General features: G+C 58.5%; 13 protein-coding genes. 6 read left to right on the plus strand and 7 right to left on the minus strand.

All coding sequences use genetic code 11. The features are described from left to right. Positions 1-325: 325 nt before the first annotated feature. Both ABD819_RS20805 and ABD819_RS20810 read right to left on the minus strand, forming a co-directional pair. Positions 326-757, minus strand: coding sequence for a transposase (locus ABD819_RS20805; protein ID WP_345127513.1), 432 nt, complete (start codon positions 755-757; stop codon positions 326-328). A 123-nt stretch (positions 758-880) separates the two neighbouring features. Further along, on the minus strand, positions 881-1,387 hold the full coding sequence (locus ABD819_RS20810) for an IS110 family transposase (RefSeq protein ID WP_345127515.1): 507 nt from the start codon (positions 1,385-1,387) through the stop codon (positions 881-883). A 1,059-nt stretch (positions 1,388-2,446) separates the two neighbouring features. Between ABD819_RS20810 and ABD819_RS20815 the strand changes: the two genes are divergently transcribed. From ABD819_RS20815 to ABD819_RS20830, 4 genes are all read left to right on the plus strand, one after another. Next, complete coding sequence (locus ABD819_RS20815; RefSeq protein ID WP_345127516.1) at positions 2,447-2,752, plus strand: DDE-type integrase/transposase/recombinase; 306 nt, start codon at positions 2,447-2,449, stop codon at positions 2,750-2,752. A gap of 248 nt (positions 2,753-3,000) precedes the next feature. Beyond that, positions 3,001-4,587: a glycerol-3-phosphate dehydrogenase/oxidase gene (locus ABD819_RS20820; protein ID WP_345127518.1), complete on the plus strand. Its 1,587-nt coding sequence runs from the start codon at positions 3,001-3,003 to the stop codon at positions 4,585-4,587. Between the two features lie 246 nt (positions 4,588-4,833). Continuing rightward, entirely contained in the window at positions 4,834-6,027 is a 1,194-nt protein-coding gene (locus ABD819_RS20825) for a metal-dependent hydrolase family protein (RefSeq protein ID WP_345127521.1), read from the plus strand. 179 nt (positions 6,028-6,206) lie between these two features. Further along, positions 6,207-6,734 (plus strand): hypothetical protein, encoded by a 528-nt coding sequence (locus ABD819_RS20830; protein WP_345127524.1) that lies wholly within the window; start codon positions 6,207-6,209, stop codon positions 6,732-6,734. Between the two features lie 93 nt (positions 6,735-6,827). Here the strand turns inward: ABD819_RS20830 and uvrB are convergent, their stop codons facing one another. From uvrB to ABD819_RS20855, 5 genes are all read right to left on the minus strand, one after another. Beyond that, positions 6,828-8,867 carry an excinuclease ABC subunit UvrB gene (gene uvrB / locus ABD819_RS20835; RefSeq protein ID WP_345127526.1) on the minus strand — a complete coding sequence of 680 codons (2,040 nt, stop codon included), beginning with the start codon at positions 8,865-8,867 and terminating at the stop codon, positions 6,828-6,830. Positions 8,868-8,954: 87 nt separating this feature from the next. Continuing rightward, positions 8,955-10,655, minus strand: coding sequence for a hypothetical protein (locus tag ABD819_RS20840; protein ID WP_345127528.1), 1,701 nt, complete (start codon positions 10,653-10,655; stop codon positions 8,955-8,957). Then, complete coding sequence (locus ABD819_RS20845; RefSeq protein WP_345127530.1) at positions 10,645-11,298, minus strand: RNA polymerase sigma factor; 654 nt, start codon at positions 11,296-11,298, stop codon at positions 10,645-10,647. Before ABD819_RS20845 ends, ABD819_RS20840 begins: the two co-directional genes overlap by 11 nt. Positions 11,299-11,749: 451 nt before the next feature. Then, complete coding sequence (locus tag ABD819_RS20850) at positions 11,750-12,490, minus strand: shikimate dehydrogenase family protein (protein WP_345127533.1); 741 nt, start codon at positions 12,488-12,490, stop codon at positions 11,750-11,752. A 218-nt stretch (positions 12,491-12,708) separates the two neighbouring features. Then, the gene (locus tag ABD819_RS20855; RefSeq protein WP_345127534.1) at positions 12,709-13,380 is read right to left on the minus strand and encodes a DedA family protein; all 672 of its coding nucleotides are present in this window, start codon (positions 13,378-13,380) and stop codon (positions 12,709-12,711) included. A 412-nt stretch (positions 13,381-13,792) separates the two neighbouring features. Here ABD819_RS20855 and ABD819_RS20860 point away from each other — a divergent pair, with 412 nt between their 5' ends. After that, complete coding sequence (locus tag ABD819_RS20860) at positions 13,793-14,716, plus strand: bestrophin family protein (RefSeq protein ID WP_345127536.1); 924 nt, start codon at positions 13,793-13,795, stop codon at positions 14,714-14,716. Positions 14,717-14,942: 226 nt separating this feature from the next. Next, complete coding sequence (locus ABD819_RS20865; protein ID WP_345127538.1) at positions 14,943-18,275, plus strand: T9SS type A sorting domain-containing protein; 3,333 nt, start codon at positions 14,943-14,945, stop codon at positions 18,273-18,275. The last annotated feature ends 210 nt before the right edge of the window (positions 18,276-18,485 follow it).

Below are 18,485 nucleotides of genomic sequence, written 5' to 3' on the forward strand. Positions count from 1 at the left end.
GAACAGAGTCGTTAAGCCCCGGTGCGCCTATGGTACTGCCTTCACCGGTGGGAGAGTCGGTCGCCGCCAACCTTATTTGAGTAACCCCCTGTGCCGCTTTTACCAGCCGCACAGGGGGTTTTGCTTTTAACACCAGCCCCAAGAGCCCACTGCGCCGCTACTGTAAACGGTTGCGCGACGGAAAAAGGGGCGCTACAGGGTAGTAGTAAGGTGGCTGGGTAAGACAGGAGATACTGTGTTAAAAAGCAAGGAAGTGAGCAAGTTTTTTTACCTTTAGGCACCTTTAAGGAGAGCCTTTGGGTTCATCCTGCGTAGCCCCGGCCCCTCAACTGGTCGGGGCTACTTCTTTTTCCAGGCAATGGGCCGGATGGTAGTGCGGGTCATAGGCGCAGTCGTTCTTCCAGAGCGAGTAGCAGAGTAACAGTAGCTTACGCATGACGGCAATGACGCCGGGCTTGCCGCTGGGTTGGCGCGCTCGTAGCCGGGCGTAAAAGGCCATTTGCTGCGGGTTGAAGCGTAAGCTGCTCACCGCTGGCAGATAGAGTGCCGTCCGCAAGCGTACGTTACCGCGGCGCGAAATGCGCGTGGCCCCGGCCGAGAGGCCACTTTGCCGCTGCACCACATCCAGGCCGGCGTAGGAGGCGAGTTGCCGTTCGTTTTCCATCAACCCGAAGCCGTTGGTTTCGGATACCACCACCATAGCCGTGGTAAGGCCAATACCCGGCACACTAGTCAGGTGCGCCAGCTTGCGAGCCAATTCTGGCTCGGCAGCCAGTAGCGCGGCCAGGTCTTGGCCTATCGCTTTTAACTGCTGAGCAAGTAGTTGCAGCCGAGTTGCCAACCGGTCCAAGGTGCGCGCATCCGGCTGATAACTATGCTGTTAAGCATGGCGTTGCGCTTTAAGTCGAACAGCCTGCTGGGTGAGGCTCTGTCGCTCGCGGGAGAGGACCCGCAACTGGCGCAGGGCAGGCGTGGGTGGCTGCCAGGCGGGCAGGGCACGTTCCAGGCCTAGGCGACAGAGCAGGCGGGCATCGAGTTGGTCCGTTTTACTCTTCTGCTCTGTACTCTGCGCAAAGTGCTTGACTTTGTTTGGGAGCAAAACGCTTAGGGCTTGTCCGTTGCTAGCTAAAAAGTAGGCGAGTTCTTCGTAGTACACGCCCGTCGCTTCCACCACGAACCACTGCGGAGCCGCTACTCTCTGCTGTTTGGCCGTCCAGACCAACAGCGCCGTGAAGCCTGCCAGCGTGTTCGCAAAGGTAGTTTCTTTGCCGAAGGACAAGTGCTGGCTTGTATCAATATGGCCGAAGCAAGCCACAAAGGTGTCTTTGGCAATGTCAATGCCCACGACATACTTAAGCGGGGTAACAGGGGAAGTAGCAGCGCGCATAAACAACGGGGAAATAAATGAAACACGCAGCCAGTCAGGTTTCTACCGCAACTATTCTTGTACAAATACGGGATGCTTAAGCGAACCGAGCTCCCTCCATACTGTGCAGTCTTCAGGCAAAAACGAGAAACGAGGCACAGGTTCTCCTGTACACGGTCGACACCAAAGAGCCGCCGTTAGAGAATAATAGTGTCCTCGTTTCCTTTTCTGGCTACCTCTCTACTTGAAAGGCAGGGCAATCATACAAGAGAATTAGGTATTATTTTCCCGAAACCATGGAAAAAGCCTCTCCTATAAAACGGCCGCGTTATGATGCGGCCCTCCGGGCCAAAGCCTTGCGGCTGGCTATTGATAGCCGCTCCACGCTAGCTGCTCCACGCTAGCCGCTCCACGCTAGCCGCTCCACGCTAGCCGCTCCACGCTAGCCGCTCCACGCTAGCCGCTCTCCGCGCTTTGAATATCGACGCCAAGCGGATAGACCGCTGAAGTGCGGGCAATGCGCGCCGCAAACAAACGACAGGCGCAGGAGCTCGATATTTTAAAAAAACCATCCCCGTCTTCCCGCATTCCCCGACTCCATAAGTACCCTGCAACTCATTGACCAACAGTTGCCCTTTTATCCCATACAGCAGCTGTGCCGGGTGCTGAGCGTGGTGCCTAGCCGCTAACTACGCTTGGCGGTTGGCTGATGCGGCCGGGGCTGCGGGAACAGCCGAATCAGCTTGGGAAACGGAAATGGTGGCGGTTTTCGACCAATACAAACGCTGCTACGGCACGCGCCGACTCCAGGTTGAGTCGCAGGAGCGGGGCCACCGGGTGGGCCGCTAGGCCTTGCTCATAGGCTTGCGTCGCCAACTACGGAAGGCCTTGCAGCCCAAGTCCTTCGTCCCGCACATCACCGATTCGACCCATAGGCAGCGTTGCGCACCCAACTTGTCGCGCGACCAGCCGCGACCTACGCAAGCCAACCGGGACTGGGTGAGCGATATCACTTACCTGCTGCTTGCCAGCGGGGCCTGGGCTTACTTGTGTACCCTTCAGGACGGGTGAACCAAACATGTGGTGGGCTGGCAGGTGCGCGCCGACATGACCGAAGCCTTGGTCATCAGCGCTTTGCAGCGGGCGCTGCTGTCCCAATGGCCCGCCCCTGTCTTGGAGGTGCATTCCGACCGCGGCGGCCAATACGTGGGCAACGCCTACAAAGCCCTGCTGCGCGAAGCCCAGGCGCAGCTTTCCCCCAGCCGATGCGGCGAATGCTACGACAAGGACCAGACTGAAAACCGACTAAAGATTTTGGGTGCCTGTGTTCGCGCCTCAAAACTGAAGAACTCGAAGCTCGTGACTGGCCCTTTTTTGCCGACTTAGCCGATGCACAGGCCCGCGTCGCGGCCTATTTTTACTACGACAGCCATGAGCGTCGCCACTCCAGTATTAGCTATCAGAGGCCTTATCAATTTCACCAACAACAACTTGCCGATATCACCCAATTTTCTCCTGCTTAACTGGACCACCTCATGGATAGCCTTCGCCAGTCTCCACCCGCGTGGCAAGCGGCTAGATTAACCAGGGTGAAGTACTTTGTAGGAGATTGAGAAGTCATTACTCATCTCCTTATGGATAATAAAATCGCTGCTAATTCCTTTCGACGAGTGGATTTAATTGGGCGACTAGCTGATTCTGAGGCTTGGGATTTGATTGTGATTGGGGGTGGCGCTACGGGTTTAGGGGTGGCGTTGGATGGGATTAGTAGGGGGTATAAGACTTTATTGCTGGAGAAGGCAGATTATGCAAAAGGTACTTCCAGCCGAAGTACCAAGCTCGTGCATGGCGGAGTGCGCTACCTGGCGCAAGGAGATGTGCGTTTGGTACGTGAGGCATTGCATGAACGAGGGTTATTGCTGCTGAATGCACCGCATTTAGTCCGGACTCAAACGTTTGTCATTCCTGCCTACAATTGGTGGGAAGTGGTTAAATATGCAATTGGCCTGAAGTTATACGACCTGTTGGCAGGCAAGCGTGCCATGGGAGCTTCTGGTTATATGGGTAAAAAACAAGTTGTAAATCAGCTTATTAATGTTCAGCAAGAAGAGCTAAGAGGAGGTGTCGTTTACTGCGATGGGCAATTTGATGATGCGCGGCTTGCCATCAACCTAGCCCAGACAGCAGTGGAATCAGGCGGCATAGTGCTCAATTATATTGAAGTTCGAGAGATATTGAAAGATGCACAGGGCGCGGTAGCTGGTGTAGTGGCTGTGGATGTGGAAACGGGAGTTGGCTATGAGTTGCGGGCTAAAGCGGTAATTAATGCTACTGGCGTTTTTGTAGATGACGTCCGACAGATGGATGACCCCGGGAGTGCGCCAATAGTGCGACCGAGCCAAGGAATTCATCTTGTAGTAGATAAGACCTTTCTGCCAGGGAAGAATGCCTTGGTGATACCTAAGACCACCGACGGAAGAGTGCTGTTTGCGGTACCCTGGCATAATCGCGTCGTGCTGGGGACTACCGATACGTTGGTGGCTCAGCCAAGCCCGGAGCCGCAGGCGTTGGAAGAGGAAGTAGACTTTATTCTCGACACAGCAGCTAAGTATTTGGTCAAGGCTCCTAAAAGGAAGGATGTACTTAGCGTGTTTGCTGGCTTACGGCCGTTAGCGGTGAGTTCGGGGCGAGGCAGGGCAACTAAGGATATCTCGCGTCGACACCAGATTTTAGTGTCGAAGGCAGGGCTGATTACTATTACTGGTGGTAAGTGGACTACTTATCGGCGCATGGCGGAGGATGTAGTAGACCGGGCCATTGCGTTGGGGAAGTTGCCGGCTTCTCAATCTCAGACAGCCCACCTGGCTATCCACGGTGCGCAGCTGATAACGGATACGAGTAGTCATCTTTACGTGTATGGCAGCGACCGGCCGGCTTTGGAACAGCTAATGGCTGACCACCCGGACCTGGGAGAGAAGCTGGATGATGCATTGGAATTTACCAAAGCGGAGGTGGTGTGGGCGGCTCGTTTTGAGATGGCTCGCACCGTTGAGGATGTGCTGGCCCGTCGGGTACGGGTGCTATTCCTGGATGCTGCGGCCGCTATTCGAATAGCTCCACTCGTTGCAAAATTGCTGGCTCAGGAATTGGGGCGCGATGCAAAGTGGGAGGAAGCTCAAATAGCAGCGTTTCGGCAGTTAGCTCAGCATTATCTGCTTTGATAGGAGAAGGTAACTGCCTGTAGAAGAGTGTAATTAGTTTGAAAAAAACAATTGCATGCCCTGATGAGGATATTAAGAGAACTAAGGTTTTATTTTCGGTTTATGAACCAGCTATTTAATCAACTGCAGGATGCTGGCAGCACGTATTTGAGAGTGAAGGCAAGGGCTACTTGTTGGGCATTGCTGCTGTTGGGGCTGACTTTTGACGGGCAAGCCCAAGCGCTTCCTCCGCCCAGCGCAGTAGCATTGCTGCGTCCAGCGGCTGTATTCGATGGTCAGGATTTTCATTCGGGCTGGGTGGTGCTGGTCGAGGGCGATAGAATCACGGCCGCCGGTCCGGCCGCGCAGGTTGCCCGGCCCGCAGGTGTCCGCGTCTACGACTTACCGGGGCTTACGCTGCTGCCGGGCCTGATTGAAGGGCATTCGCACCTGCTGCTGCATCCCTACAACGAAACATCCTGGAACGACCAGGTGCTACTGGAGTCGCAGGCGTTGCGCGTGGCCCGGGCCACGGCGCACGCCCAGCGCACGCTGCTGGCCGGCTTCACCACGGCCCGCGACCTTGGTACTGAAGGTGCCGGCTACGCCGACGTAGGGCTGAAGCAGGCCATCAACCAAGGCATCATCCCCGGGCCCCGCCTGCTGGTGGCTACCCGTGCCCTGGTGGCTACCGGCAGCTATGGCCCTAAGCTCTCGGGAGATGCGGATGTGCCCCAGGGTGCACAGGAGGCGGATGGCGTGGATGGCATCATCCGGGCGGTGCGCGAGCAGATTGGCAAGGGGGCCGACCTTATCAAAGTGTACGCTGATTACCGCTGGGGAGCTGATGGCTCGGCCCAGCCCACGTTTTCGCAGGACGAGCTGACGCTCATCGTGCAAACGGCGCGGTCGTCGGGGCGGGGCGTGGTAGCTCACGCTACTACGCCCGAGGGCATGCGTCGGGCCATCCTGGCCGGGGTTGAAACCATTGAGCACGGCGACAGCGGCACGCCCGAAATCTTCGCGCTGATGAAGAAGCGCGGCGTGGCGCTGTGCCCTACGGTGGCCGCCGGCGATGCCACAGCTCAGTACAAAGGCTGGCACAAGGGCCAGGACCCCATGCCGGCCCGCATCGAGCAAAAGCACCAAAGCATGGCCGCCGCCCTGAAAGCGGGGGTAACGCTGGTAATGGGCGGCGATGTGGGCGTGTTTACCCACGGCGACAATGCCCGCGAAATGGAACTGCTGGTGCGCGACTACGGCCTCACACCGCTGCAAGTGCTGCGGCAGGCCACCAGCGGCAACGCCCGGATTTTCCACCTCGCCGACCGGGGCAGCATCCGCCCCGGCCTGCTGGCCGATTTGGTAGCCGTGGCCGGCGACCCTACGCAGGACGTGGCCGCCCTGCGCCAGGTGCAGCTGGTGATGAAAGGCGGTGTGCTCTATAAGCAGCCCAAGTGAGTGCCCGCAGATTTACGGCAGCTATTATTCATCAGAGAGATGACATTCAACTATTTTGGTGATTGGAGAATTGATTGCTCCTGTCCGCAGCCTATTTTTGCTGCGCTATCCCCGCGAGTGTGATTTATGTAAAATCAATTGCGGAGTAGTATTCATCATTCCTTACCAACCAGTCCACTATGTCGTTTTCTACCCGCTTTCGGTTTGTCGTTGGCGCACTCAGCATTTGCGCGCTCTCGGCGCACGCCCAAACTCCGGTTTCGGCTACTCCGGCCACTCCGGCTATCGCGCCAGTAACTGCAATGGCCGCCCCGGCCGATGCCCCGCTGATGATGCCTGCCCAAGTGCCGGGCAAGTACAAAGACTATCTGAATAAACGCTACGCAACTGATAAAGAGGCGCGTGCGGCGGTGCATATGTTCGGCCGTAAGCAAACGGGCGGCGCAGTCTGGCTGATTGGCGGGGGAACGGTACTTGGTGTTTTAAGCTCGCAAACCGGTACTACCAGCGATGCCTCCGGCACCCGCACTTTCACCATTACGCCACTAGGCTATGTAGTGTTTACGGTGCTGCCGGCCGCGCTCGCCATTAGCAAGTTTGCACGCTTCAACAACGGAGAACTGTATAAGATGCTGTTGGAGTACGACAAAACCCACGCGCTGCCCGGCTACGTTGTCGCTAAGCTCAGTAAGTCGGACTACCTGTAAGAACAGTTTACCGCTACGTTATTTACAGAATTGGGCCATCACCACAGCAGCTCTCCTGAAGCTATTGTGGTAATGGCCCGATGTTGTAAACAGCTATTCGCGCTTGCCCTTAAGCATCGTTTTGAGGGCGGCCAGCTCGTCGCGCAGTTTGGCGGCTTGCAGGAAGTCGAGCTCCTTGGCGGCGGCCTCCATCTGCTTTTCAGTGGTTTTGATGAGCTTTTCGAGCTCGGTGCGGTTCATCATGGCCACCACGGGCTCGGCGGCCAAGGCCAGGGCACCATCCGAGTCGGGGCCGGAATAGACTATGGTATCCAGCACGCGGTAGTCGGAGAGGGAGGTTTGGCCCAGGATTTCGGCGTGGCTCTTGCGCACGGTGCGCGGCGTGATGCCGTGCTCTTCGTTGTAGGCGGCCTGGGTAGCACGGCGGCGGTTCGTCTCGTCGATGGCCCGCTGCATGGAGCCGGTCATGCGGTCGGCGTACATAATGACCTTGCCGCGGTCATTTCGGGCCGCGCGGCCCATGGTCTGAATCAGGCTGCGCTGGTCGCGCAGAAAACCTTCCTTATCAGCATCGAGAATGGCGACCAGGCTCACTTCCGGCAGGTCGAGGCCTTCGCGCAGCAGGTTCACGCCAATCAGTACGTCGATTTCGCCCAGCCGCAGCTTGCGCAGAATCTCGACCCGGTCCAGCGTTTTCACGTCGGAGTGGACGTATTCCACCTTGATGCCGAGGCGGTCCATGTACTTGCTGAGCTCCTCGGCCATTCGCTTGGTGAGGGTGGTTACCAGCACCCGGTCGCCCATTTTTACCCGCTCATCCACTTCGTCCAGCAGGTCATCAATCTGATTCACGCTGGGGCGAATGTCGATTTCCGGGTCGAGCAGGCCAGTGGGACGGATGACTTGCTCCACCACCACGCCGCCGGCCTGGGCCAGCTCATAGTCGGAGGGCGTGGCCGATACGAAAACGGCCTGCCGGTACATGCTTTCGAACTCGTTGAAGGTCAGCGGCCGGTTGTCCAGGGCGGAGGGCAGGCGGAATCCGTACTCGATGAGGGCGGTTTTGCGGCTGCGGTCGCCCCCCCACATGGCCCGGATTTGGGGCATGGTGGCGTGGCTCTCGTCCACTACCAAGAGGTAGTCGTCGGGGAAATAGTCGAGCAGGCAGAACGGCCGCGAGCCCGGCGTGCGCCCGTCGAAATAGCGCGAGTAGTTCTCGATGCCCGAGCAGTAGCCCAGCTCCCGAATCATTTCCAGGTCGAACTCCGTGCGCTCCAGGATGCGCTTGGCTTCGGAGTCGCGGCCTTCCTTCTCGAAGTAGGCGTGCTGCTGCACCATGTCGTCCTGAATCTGCTTGATAGCCGCGTTCAGCGTGTCCTTGCCGGTCACGAACAGGTTGGCCGGGTACAGCGCCACGCCGCTGGCCTCGTCGCTCAGCTTCTTGCCGCTCACGGGGTCAATTTTGTGCACTGACTCGATTTCATCGCCAAAAAAGTAGATGCGAATGGCGTAGTCGGCATAGGCCGGAAACACGTCCACCGTGTCGCCCTTCACCCGAAACGAGCCCCGGGTGAACTCCACCTCGGTGCGCGAGTACAGAATCTGCACGAACTGATAGAGCAGGTTATTGCGCGTGTAGCGCATGCCCGGCTTCAGGAAAATGACGTTTTTGGCGAATTCCTCGGGGTTGCCGATGCCGTAGATGCACGATACGGAGGCAATGACAATCACATCGCGCCGCCCGCTGAGCAGGGTGGAGGTGGTGTGTAGCCGCAGCTTCTCGATTTCCTGGTTGATGGCCAGGTCTTTCTCGATGAAAACGTCGGTGCTGGCGATGTAGGCCTCCGGCTGGTAGTAGTCGTAGTAGCTGATGTAGTACTCGACCGCGTTGTTGGGGAAAAACGCCTTGAACTCGCCGTAGAGCTGGGCGGCCAGCGTCTTGTTGTGGCAGAGCACCAAGGCCGGCTTGCCGGTTTGGGCAATAACGTTGGCCATGGTGAAGGTTTTGCCGGTGCCGGTGGCTCCGAGCAGTACCTGGGCATAGTCGCCGTTGTTCACGCCCTCCACGAGCTTGGCAATGGCCGTGGGCTGGTCGCCGGTGGGCTTAAATTCAGACGTCAGTTGGTACTCCATGCATTGGAAAAGGTTAGCCGCAAAGGTCAGCCTACCTTAACCAATAAGGAGGATATTGGGTTTCGTCGGAAATGAAAAGCCCCGGTATTATCGCCCGAACTCGATGGCGGCCTCTACCCCAAACGTGTACGGGTGGCTTCGGGCCAGGTAGCTCTGCGCGGGGTGGGCATTGAGGGAAACCAGGCCGAGGTCGGCCACGGGCCCGGCCGACAGGGCCCACTTGCCGGTACCAGCGCGGAACTGGGCCCCCGCGCCGCCGCGCACGCTGGCCAGTACCCGCCGGTAGGGCGTGCCGGCCGAAAGGATGGAGTAAGTGCGCGTGGCTTCGGGGTTGCCTTCGACATCGCTGCGCACGCCCAGCAGGGCACTCACCACGCCGCCGAGGCGGCCGTAGAGGCTCCAGCCACGCTTTACGGGGTCGGTGTAGCGTACTTCGACCGGCACGCTAGCCAGGCGGTAGCGGAAATTGGTGGTTTGCATGGGCCGGGCAGACTGCCCCAGGTCGAACAATTGCTCACCCACAAAAGCCGAAGACGAGGCTGACCGGGCGGTGGCTTGATTAAGCTCGATGCCCGTGCTCAGCGACCAATGGCCCCTGAGGTGGCGGGTAGCCAGCACGGCCAGGCGCTGGCTGAAACCCGGCCGCAGGTTGTTGCGGTATTCGGTCGCGGCGCTTTCGGTCAGGGTCGGGGAGTTGATGCCGAAAGCCGGGCTGGAGTCGTAGTCGTGCTCGGGCTCGATTCCGGTGCGCGAGAAGTTGATGTTGGGATTGAACACGCCGGCCATGTAGCTGGTGCTGTAGTGCCAGCGGTGGGCATCAATCGCGGCGGGTACTTCGGTGGGCACCGCCACCGTAGTCAGGCCGGCCGGCAGCGTTTCCGCATCGGCCAAAGCCAGGGAAGCGGAGCGAGCGGCGAGACCGGTTGGCTCAGCGGCCATTGCCGAAGCGGTGGAAGTCGGGCCAAGCAGCGAAGGCGCGGTAATTGCCAGGCTGGTAGTTGTTGTGCCGCTGCCAGCCGCGCCGCCCGTAGCCGCCGCCGAACCAGTAGTAGCCGAAGTAGCGACCACGGCAGCCATTTGCTTGTCGCTACTCATGGTGCCATCAGCAGCGGGCGAAGTAGCAGTGCCCGGGGTTGCGCGGGCTGCAAAAGTCGCGGTAGCTGCCGCAACTGTGGCTGCCGGACCCGTTTGGAAACGGCGGCTGCCGCCGTAGCGGGCAGCAGGGGTATAGCGCCCTTCAGCGCTTCGCGGAGCCGAAACCGGCCCAAAACCGGTAGCGCGGCCAGCGGCGGTTGCGGCCACTGCCTCGCGGGCGCTGGCTGCGGTGAGTGCGGTGGCTGCGCGGCCGGTGATGCGCTGAGTTTCGGGAGCCGGGTTAGCAGCTACCGCGGCGGCGGCAGCCATGGTGGCGGCGGCGGAGCTGCTTGCAGCCGTCACGCGGCGGCTTGTGGCGGCCGAAGCAGGAGCGGCGTCCGCACCCGGGCGCGTAGCGGCCGGGTTGCGCACGGCAGCTACCTCGCTGCGGCTCAGCGTTGTATCGCGGCCCACCCACCAGCCCGTGCCCGCCAGCGAAGCCAGCAGCAGGCTGGCCGCGGCTACCCAGCGCGTGGCCGCGAGGCGGCGGCGATAAATCTCGTTCTGCCGAATGAGCAGCGAGTTATCAATCTGGTCCCACAGCATGGGGCGCGGGGGCACGGCGGCCTCTTCGCCCAGGTGGTGGCGGAATAATTCCTCCAGGTTACCGGTAGGGTTAGGCGTAGTGTTCTGGTCGATAGGATTAGCTGACATGGCGGGTTGGAGTGCCGAGGCGCTCCAGTTTAGTTTGGAGGATAACGCGGGCCCGGGAATATTGCGACTTGCTCGTGCCCTCCGTTATGCTTAATAATTCACCAATTTCTTTGTGCGTATAGCCTTCAATAGCGTAGAGGTTGAAGACCATGCGGTAGCGGGGGGCCAGCTCCTGCACCATGGTCAGGAGCTCCTGGAAGTTGTAGTTGCTGAGGGTAAATTCTTCGCTGGCCAGGGTTTCGGGGTATTCACCGTCGCTCACTGCTACCAGCGAGGCGTTGCGGCGGTGCTGGCGCAGGGCTGCGTTTATCATGATACGGCGGACCCAGAATTCCAGCGGGCACTCGCGGCGGAAGCTGCCCAGGGTGCGGAATACCGTGAGGAAGCCTTCCTGCAGCACGTCCTCGGCCTCGAAGGTGGTTTGGGCGTAGCGCAGGCACACGGCCATCATTTTGCCGGCATACTTCTCGTAAAGCAGCTTCTGGGCCAGCTGGCGGCCGCGCAGGCAGCCGTCAATCAGCTCGGCCTCGGTGGGCGGGCTGGTCACGGCCGTGCTCCGGCTGGCCGTGAGGCGCGGGGCCGTCGCGGGTTGGTTGGGCAGCGCGTCGTCGGCCCCGAACGCGAACCACGTCGCGGCGCTCATGCCCGCTGCCGGGTACCCGCGCCGGCCAGGGAAGATAAAATAGAGAAGGTCATTTTTTGCAGCATAGGAAGGGAGTTCGATTGGGTAAAAAACAGGCCTGTGGCGGGCCTGCTACCTGTGGATGCCCGGCGCGGCCAAAAGGTTGCAACCCGGTTTCACCACTGGCGGCATTTCTGAAGATAAAGCAGTTTCCGCTGTGGTGAAGGATATAAAAAATGAAGCGTTAAAAATTTGACAGCCAAATTTTTAACGCTTCATTTTTTATATCCTTCGAAAACCATACACTAACCCGCAAGCTGCTCTGATGCTCTAAGTTGTTGGCCATTAGTTGTCAGCTGTTGGTAGGATGGCAATCGCCTGACTGACAAATAACAACGAGTAACTGACAACCCGTTTGCTTTTGAACGACTACTCAATAAGGCCTGCGCCAAGCTACCAGCGCTACCGCACCCTAGCGGCCGTTCCAGATGTCCCAGGCGGCTTCGGCTTGCCGCTGGAGCATGTCGAAGCCGTTTTTGGTGTGCGCCCCGGCGGCCTGGCCCCGCTGCATAAACAGGGTCTCGGCGGGGTTGTACACCAGGTCGTAGAGGTAGTGGTGGGCACTGAGGGCCTCGTAGGGCAGGCGCGGGCACTGGTCGGTGTGCGGGTAGGTGCCCAGCGGCGTGGCATTGATGATGAGCTGGTGCCCGGTAATGAGTGGCGGCGTGAGGTCGTCGTAGGTCAGGCCGGCGTCCATTGGGTTGCGCGTCACGGTCCAGTGGGCAATGCCCAGGTCGTTGAGGGCCACTACCACGGCTTTGGCCGCGCCGCCGTTGCCCAGCACCAGAGCCCGGCTGCCGGACGGGGCCGGAAAAAACTGCCGCACCGATTCCCGAAAGCCCACCACATCGGTGTTGTGGCCCAGCAGCGAGCCATCGGGCCGGCGCTCAATCACGTTCACGGCTCCCACGCGGCGGGCCGAGGGGGCCAGCTCATCCAGGTAGGTGGTCACGCTTTCCTTGTAGGGCACGGTCACGTTCAGGCCCACCAGCTGGGGGTGCGCCGCCAGCAGCGCCGGCAGCTCGCCGATGCTGGCCAACTCGAACAAATCGTAGGTATGTCCTGCCAGGCCCAGCGAGTAAAACTTCTGGTTGAAATAAGTCTGCGAAAACGAGTGGCTGAGGGTGCGGCCAATAAGCCCAAACTGACGCATGGCTGGGGAGGAAGATGACGGGAGAAGCGAATAATCCGGAAATAGAAATAGCGGCTCTTACGCCGTGCCTTCGGCGAAGCGCCGCTAAAGGTGTAGCGCGGACTTTGTAGTCCGCGAGTCTGCGCCGTTTGGTCGTTGTAACGGCGCAGACTCGCGGACTACAAAGTCCGCGCTACAGCAGAACATTCGGGATAAGGCAAACCAATATTGCCGCTCCTTTACGCTACGGCCTTACGGCCTGCCAGCTTGCTCTTCAGGAAAGACCACAGCGGCGGCAGTACCGACAGCAGGATGATGGCGTAAATCACCAGCGTGAAGTTCTTCTGCACCCACGCGATGTTGCCGAAAAAGTAGCCCCCCAGCGTGAGCGAAATCACCCACAGGGCCGCGCCGGCTACGCTGTAGGTCGCAAAGTAGCGGTACGTCATGGTGCCCACGCCGGCCACGAATGGCGCAAACGTGCGCACGATGGGCACGAAGCGGGCCATGATAATCGTTTTGCCGCCGTGCTTGGCGTAGAACGCCTGGGTCTGGTCGAGGTACTTGCGGTTCAGAAACTTGTAGTTCTCGCGGAACACCCGGGGGCCCAGGTAGTCGCCCACCATATAGTTGAGGTTGTCGCCGATGAAGGCGGCCGCCATCAGCAGCGGAATGAGGATGCCCACGTTGAGCAGGGGCTGGCCGGTTTCGGGGTTGGGCTGGGCGGCCAGCGTGCCGGCCACGAACAGCAGCGAGTCGCCGGGCAGGAAAGGAAACACGATAATCCCGGTCTCAGTGAAGATGATGAGAAACAGAATGACGTAGATGAGGTTGCCGTATTCCAGCACGAGCAGCTTGAGATGCACATCGAGGTGGAGAATAATGTCGAGAAAATGCTTGAGTAGTTCCATGCCAGGGCTAAGTGAGCCACAAAGAAAACTGCTCGCCGCCGAACGGCCCCGCTTCTCGCCCTTGAGTAGGTGAAATCGTAGGCTACTGGTCTGGCTTGTTGTACCTTTGCGGCCCGATTGGCTATAGCTAAGCAAAGCCTTACTTAAATAAACAACTTTTTATTCAGTGCAATTGGCGGTGCAATTCTGGTCCCTGACCCGCTATAGTCGGTTTAGGGCACTGCCGCCGGGGGCACCAGGTACCGGCAGTTATAAAACTGGCATGACCTGTGATTAGGCGTTGCCGCGGGCCAGCCTGGCACGGTCAATTCCTGAACTACTGTGCTTCTACTGCTTCTACTGTTATGTTTTTTCCCTGGGCTAACCTCGGCCGTGCCTTTGCCGTTGCAGGACTAAAAATTCAAGTACTCAGATGATTGTTTATCAGGGAGGGGACTGGTGGCGCGCCTTGTGGCACTTTCACACTTCCGCCGTTATTCGTTTGCTGCTGAAGCGCGTGGCGCTGGTGGGAGCCTACGGCTCGGCCATTGCCGTGGTCAGCCTCGATTTTCACACCCTCAACGTGCGCATTGGGCGCGAGTACCTCTCCATCCTGGGCATTCTGCTCAGCCTGCTGCTGGTGTTCCGCACCAACACCGCCTACGACCGGTACTACGAAGGCCGGGGCGTGTGGGGCCAGCTCGTGTCGCACTGCCGGGGCCTGGCCATGGAAATGAATGCCCTGCTGCCCCGCGAAGCCAAATCGAGCCGCCGCTACTTCGCCGCCCTCATCTCCAACTTCCCCATTGCTCTCGAAGGCAGCCTGCGCAACCGCGTGCGCTTCGATAAGATGGAGGCCACGCCCGACATCATCGAGCGCCTGCAAAAGGCCGAAAGCGTGTGCTCCACCATCATCGCCGTGCTCATGGAAAGCGTGGAGCAGCTGCGCCAGGTTCAGATTTTCGACCCCATCCACCTCATCAACATCAAGCAGCACTACCTGGGTATGATGACCGTGAACGGCACCTGCGAACGCATCAAATCTACACCCATTCCCTACTCCTACAGCTTTTTTATCAAGTGCTACATCACCATTTTTATCATGGTCATGCCGTTGGTGCTCGTCGACTCCTGCGGCTGGTGGATGGTGCCCATCACCATGATTGGGGCCTACGCCATGCTTGGGCTGGAGATGATTGGCAATGAGATTGAAAACCCGTTTGGCTACGATAGCAACGATTTGCCCATCACCCAACTCTCCAATAAAATTCGGGTAAGTGTACATGATTTGCTGGGCGTGGAACTACCCGCCGAGAAAAAGGCTTTGGCGTCTGTTCCGTACAGCGTCGTACACTAACTCCGTTTTTCTTTTGGCGGGCCAAGCTGGTGGTTAAGCCGGTAGCACACAACGCCCACCGAATTTAAAGCAGAACTGTAACAAATACTTTTTTTGGACAAAACGAGCATTTGTTTAAATATTTTCAGAACCGTCAGACCTTTTTTTTACCTTTGCGTATATGCGCCTCGTCGCCAATACGCGAGTTAACGCGTTTTTCTCTTTATTTCATCCAATTTCCAATTCCATGCAAACATTAACCTTTACTCAGAAGCTACTGCGACAGCGTCGCTTCTTAAGCTCCCTTATCCCGCTGTTCGCCTTGTTTGTCGGACTGGGTGCGTCACAGTCGGCAGTGGCGCAGATTACAGATAATACCGTCACCCTGAACGTGCGTGGTACCTCCGGCACTTTCAACACGCAGGCTGGCACGGCCGGTCTTACTAATTTCTTCGACCGGGATTTTGGCACGTTTGATTCGTCGGTTCCGTCGGAAGTGTTCCAGATTAACGGGGCTACGCTGACTGTTCAGGAAACCGGTGGTGCTGTATACGACCAAGGCGAACTGCTTTTCCGAGTATTTCCGGGTACTTTAGCTACCGCCCAACTCCCAGCTACTTTCACCAACAACGCCACTTCCATTGATTTGGGTACCGGCGTACTCGGCGCTGGCAATGTGCGTACTTTCACCTTGAGTGCTGCGAACCAGAACCTGTTGGCAGCGGCAGTGGGCTCGGCTTCTCCTGGAACTTCCAATCGCTTTGATGTGCGGTTTAGAGCGACTGATAACTTTGTTACCGGTGGGTCGCTCGTGTCGCTTATTCGTCGTTCGGTCTTTACCCGAGTTACGCCGCCCGTAAACGGGGTTACTTTCTCTAACCCTAACGTTATTGTGGACCAAGGCAACGGCCCCGTGTCGCGCACCGGCTCGGTGTTCAACGGTGCCTTCCTGACTGACCAGAAGCCTAGCTCAAGTGCTACCCCGTCTTTTAATATCAATGATGGTGTTCTTGTTCTCAAAGGTGGTTCTGTTACCACGACCGCAACTGGTACCAGCGTAGTGAACGGCGTAAACCTGAATTACATCGTTTATGCTTCTAACTTCGCTGTGATTGCCAATGGTATGTTGCAGTTGAACCCGACTGCACCAGCCGCTAGTGGCGTCCGCACCTTTGAACTGACGACGGGCACGGTTAACGTGATTACGCCAATTCAGACTGCTGGCAACGGTTATATCCTTTCTATCTCTTACCAGGCTACCTTTCAAAACGGCGGCGGTTTCCCTAATACTGCTACCGACAACGGCCCGGCCAACCAAGGCTACAACGCCACGTTTGACGTAGACGGCACCAAAACCCCGCCGTCCACCATCACGGCCAACACCATCGGCATCGCCCCAAATGGCAACGCCGATGTTACTTACAACATCAACCCCAGCACCCCGCGTCCTTTCCAGGGGGCTAACCTGAGCGACCCGGCTAACGGCGGCTCCGACTACAATGTGAACAACGGCCAGCTGCGTCTGAATGCCACTACCGTTACCACCACCGAAGCCGGTCCGAATACCATCACCAACGTCATTCTCTACTACCGCACCCGCTTGACCAGCACGCCCGGCGGTGCCTTCCAGGCCATCAACCTGACGCAGTCGGGCCCGGTATCGAATGGTGTTCGCACGTTCATCCTCGACCCCGGCCCAGGTGGCATCAACCCCCAGCCCAACTTGGTGGCTACCCCGGCTGTGACGGCCGCCGGTGCCTACAGCGTCGACGTATACTACCAGGCCAACGGTCAGAATGCATCTACCGGTGCCAACTTCGTCATCACTGACCCGCCCACGGCTCCTTCGAACGTTTACACCGCCAACTTTACGGTAACGGGTACGCCAATAGCCGAGACCATCTGGACCGGTGCCCGCAACGACAACTGGTTCGACCCGCTGAACTGGAGCAACGGTGTGCCCAATGCCACCAAAAACGCCCTGGTTCGTGACTTGGGTGCTGGCAACAGCGTTCCGTACCCGAACATCAACTCTGATACCCGCGTGACTACTGCCAGCGGTGCGCTGATTTACGACAACACGGGTTCCGGCCCCGCCATAGCACGTAACCTGATTTTGGGTGGTACGTCGCAGGCCTCGCGCTCTATTGCTCGCCTGATAGTGGGTCAGCTACAAGTGTTCGGTGACTTCGACAACACCTACGACAGCTTCATACAGCGCGAAAACACGATTATAGCGTTTACTGGTGTCAACCAGAATATTACCGGCGGCACGTTCTTCCGGGTAGATATTGCGGGTGGAGGCACCAAAACACTGGCCGGGGTGATGACCATCCAGACTTCGCTCAACTTTCTTACCGGCGTAACTACTGGTTCGGAGCCTGCCGTCGTTAACCTAAGCATCGCTTCCGACGCCAATGCGGGGGTATTGAGAACGAACATTGCTACTCCCAGTGTGTCGGTAGTAGTACTGACCGACCGCACGGTATTCAACAATAACAACGGTGCTCAGATTACGGGTGAAACGGATGCTTCTTATCTGTTCGGTTTCGCACGCACCAGCCGTGCCAGCGTATTAGTAGGCGAAGCCCGCACGTATGGCAACATGGGCATGACTGTTACATTCAACGGTGTCAACAATCCCGGTAACGTAGATGTGACCCGCAACACGGTGGAGTCTTACGCGCCGGTAAGCGGCCGCTATGGTATCCGTCGCATCTTCGGTGTCCGTCCTTCCGACGCTGCAACCAACACCGGCGGTCTGGTGGCTACGATAGTGTTCCGCTACCGCGACAGCGAAACCATGAACCTGAACGGCCCCAATACCTTCACCCCCGGTACGAGCAGCATTCCAGAAGATAGATTGACCATTTTCGTTTCGACCAATTCGGGTAATACCTTCGGCCTGGTAGGCCGCGATGGCCCGGTTGACGTGACAAATAACCTCGTCACGAAATCCGGGGTTCGCACCTTTGCTACTTTCACCCTCGGCGATGTCGAGAACCCGCTGCCCGTACGCCTCACGGCATTCGACGCCAAGCGCGTTGGCACCGATGCTTTGGTGACCTGGGAAACGGCTTCGGAGCAGAACAGCCGTGGCTACGACGTGCAGGTTTCGACCACCGGTAAGGAGTTCCGTACCCTGACTTCGGTACCAAGCGCCTCGCCCAACACGAACCGCACCACCCAGTATCGCTACATCGATACCGAGGCGAACAAGAGCGGCACCCGCTACTACCGTCTGCGCCAGATTGACCTGGACGGCAAAGAGACGTTCTTCAATCCGGTAGCCGTGAACTTCATCGGCAAAGCCGCCGAAACCGCGCTGGTTGCTTACCCCAACCCCCTCAACGGTAGCGAGCAGCTGCACCTGACCTTCCAGTCGGCCAATGCCGGCAAAGGCCAGCTCCGCATCACCGACATGACCGGCCGCATGGTTAGTCAGCAGTCGCTGGACGTGACCGCCGGCACCACCGACCTCGCCGTAGCCCAGCTCGGCGACCTGAAAACCGGGATGTACCTCGTACGCCTGACCCTGCCTTCGGGCCAGGTGCAGAACCTGAAAGTGGTGAAGCAATAAGCTAGCCTCACCCACCGCAAAAAACGCCGGTCTCCGCAAGGAGGCCGGCGTTTTTTGTGGGTGAGGTTGAGGCTTGCGCCGCAGTAGCGCGAAGCGGTGCTTCGCGTCCCCGCGCCATTCGGAATACGCCTCGGCTGCGCAGTAGCGCGAAGCGGTGCTTCGCGTCCCCGCGCCATTCGGAATACGCCTCGGCTGCGCAGTAGCGCGAAG

It is taken from the genome of Hymenobacter antarcticus (genome assembly GCF_039539545.1).
Taxonomy (GTDB): Bacteria; Bacteroidota; Bacteroidia; order Cytophagales; family Hymenobacteraceae; genus Hymenobacter; species Hymenobacter antarcticus.

Bases quoted from the DNA above. Each gene is read 5' to 3' on its own strand.
- ABD819_RS20810 (WP_345127515.1), bottom strand. From the start codon at position 1,387: ATGCGCGCTGCTACTTCCCCTGTTACCCCGCTTAAGTATGTCGTGGGC.
- ABD819_RS20820 (WP_345127518.1), top strand. From the start codon at position 3,001: ATGGATAATAAAATCGCTGCTAATTCCTTTCGACGAGTGGATTTAATT.
- ABD819_RS20830 (WP_345127524.1), top strand. From the start codon at position 6,207: ATGTCGTTTTCTACCCGCTTTCGGTTTGTCGTTGGCGCACTCAGCATT.
- uvrB (WP_345127526.1), bottom strand. From the start codon at position 8,867: ATGGAGTACCAACTGACGTCTGAATTTAAGCCCACCGGCGACCAGCCC.
- ABD819_RS20840 (WP_345127528.1), bottom strand. From the start codon at position 10,655: ATGTCAGCTAATCCTATCGACCAGAACACTACGCCTAACCCTACCGGT.
- ABD819_RS20845 (WP_345127530.1), bottom strand. From the start codon at position 11,298: ATGAGCGCCGCGACGTGGTTCGCGTTCGGGGCCGACGACGCGCTGCCC.
- ABD819_RS20850 (WP_345127533.1), bottom strand. From the start codon at position 12,490: ATGCGTCAGTTTGGGCTTATTGGCCGCACCCTCAGCCACTCGTTTTCG.
- ABD819_RS20855 (WP_345127534.1), bottom strand. From the start codon at position 13,380: ATGGAACTACTCAAGCATTTTCTCGACATTATTCTCCACCTCGATGTG.
- ABD819_RS20860 (WP_345127536.1), top strand. From the start codon at position 13,793: ATGATTGTTTATCAGGGAGGGGACTGGTGGCGCGCCTTGTGGCACTTT.
- ABD819_RS20865 (WP_345127538.1), top strand. From the start codon at position 14,943: ATGCAAACATTAACCTTTACTCAGAAGCTACTGCGACAGCGTCGCTTC.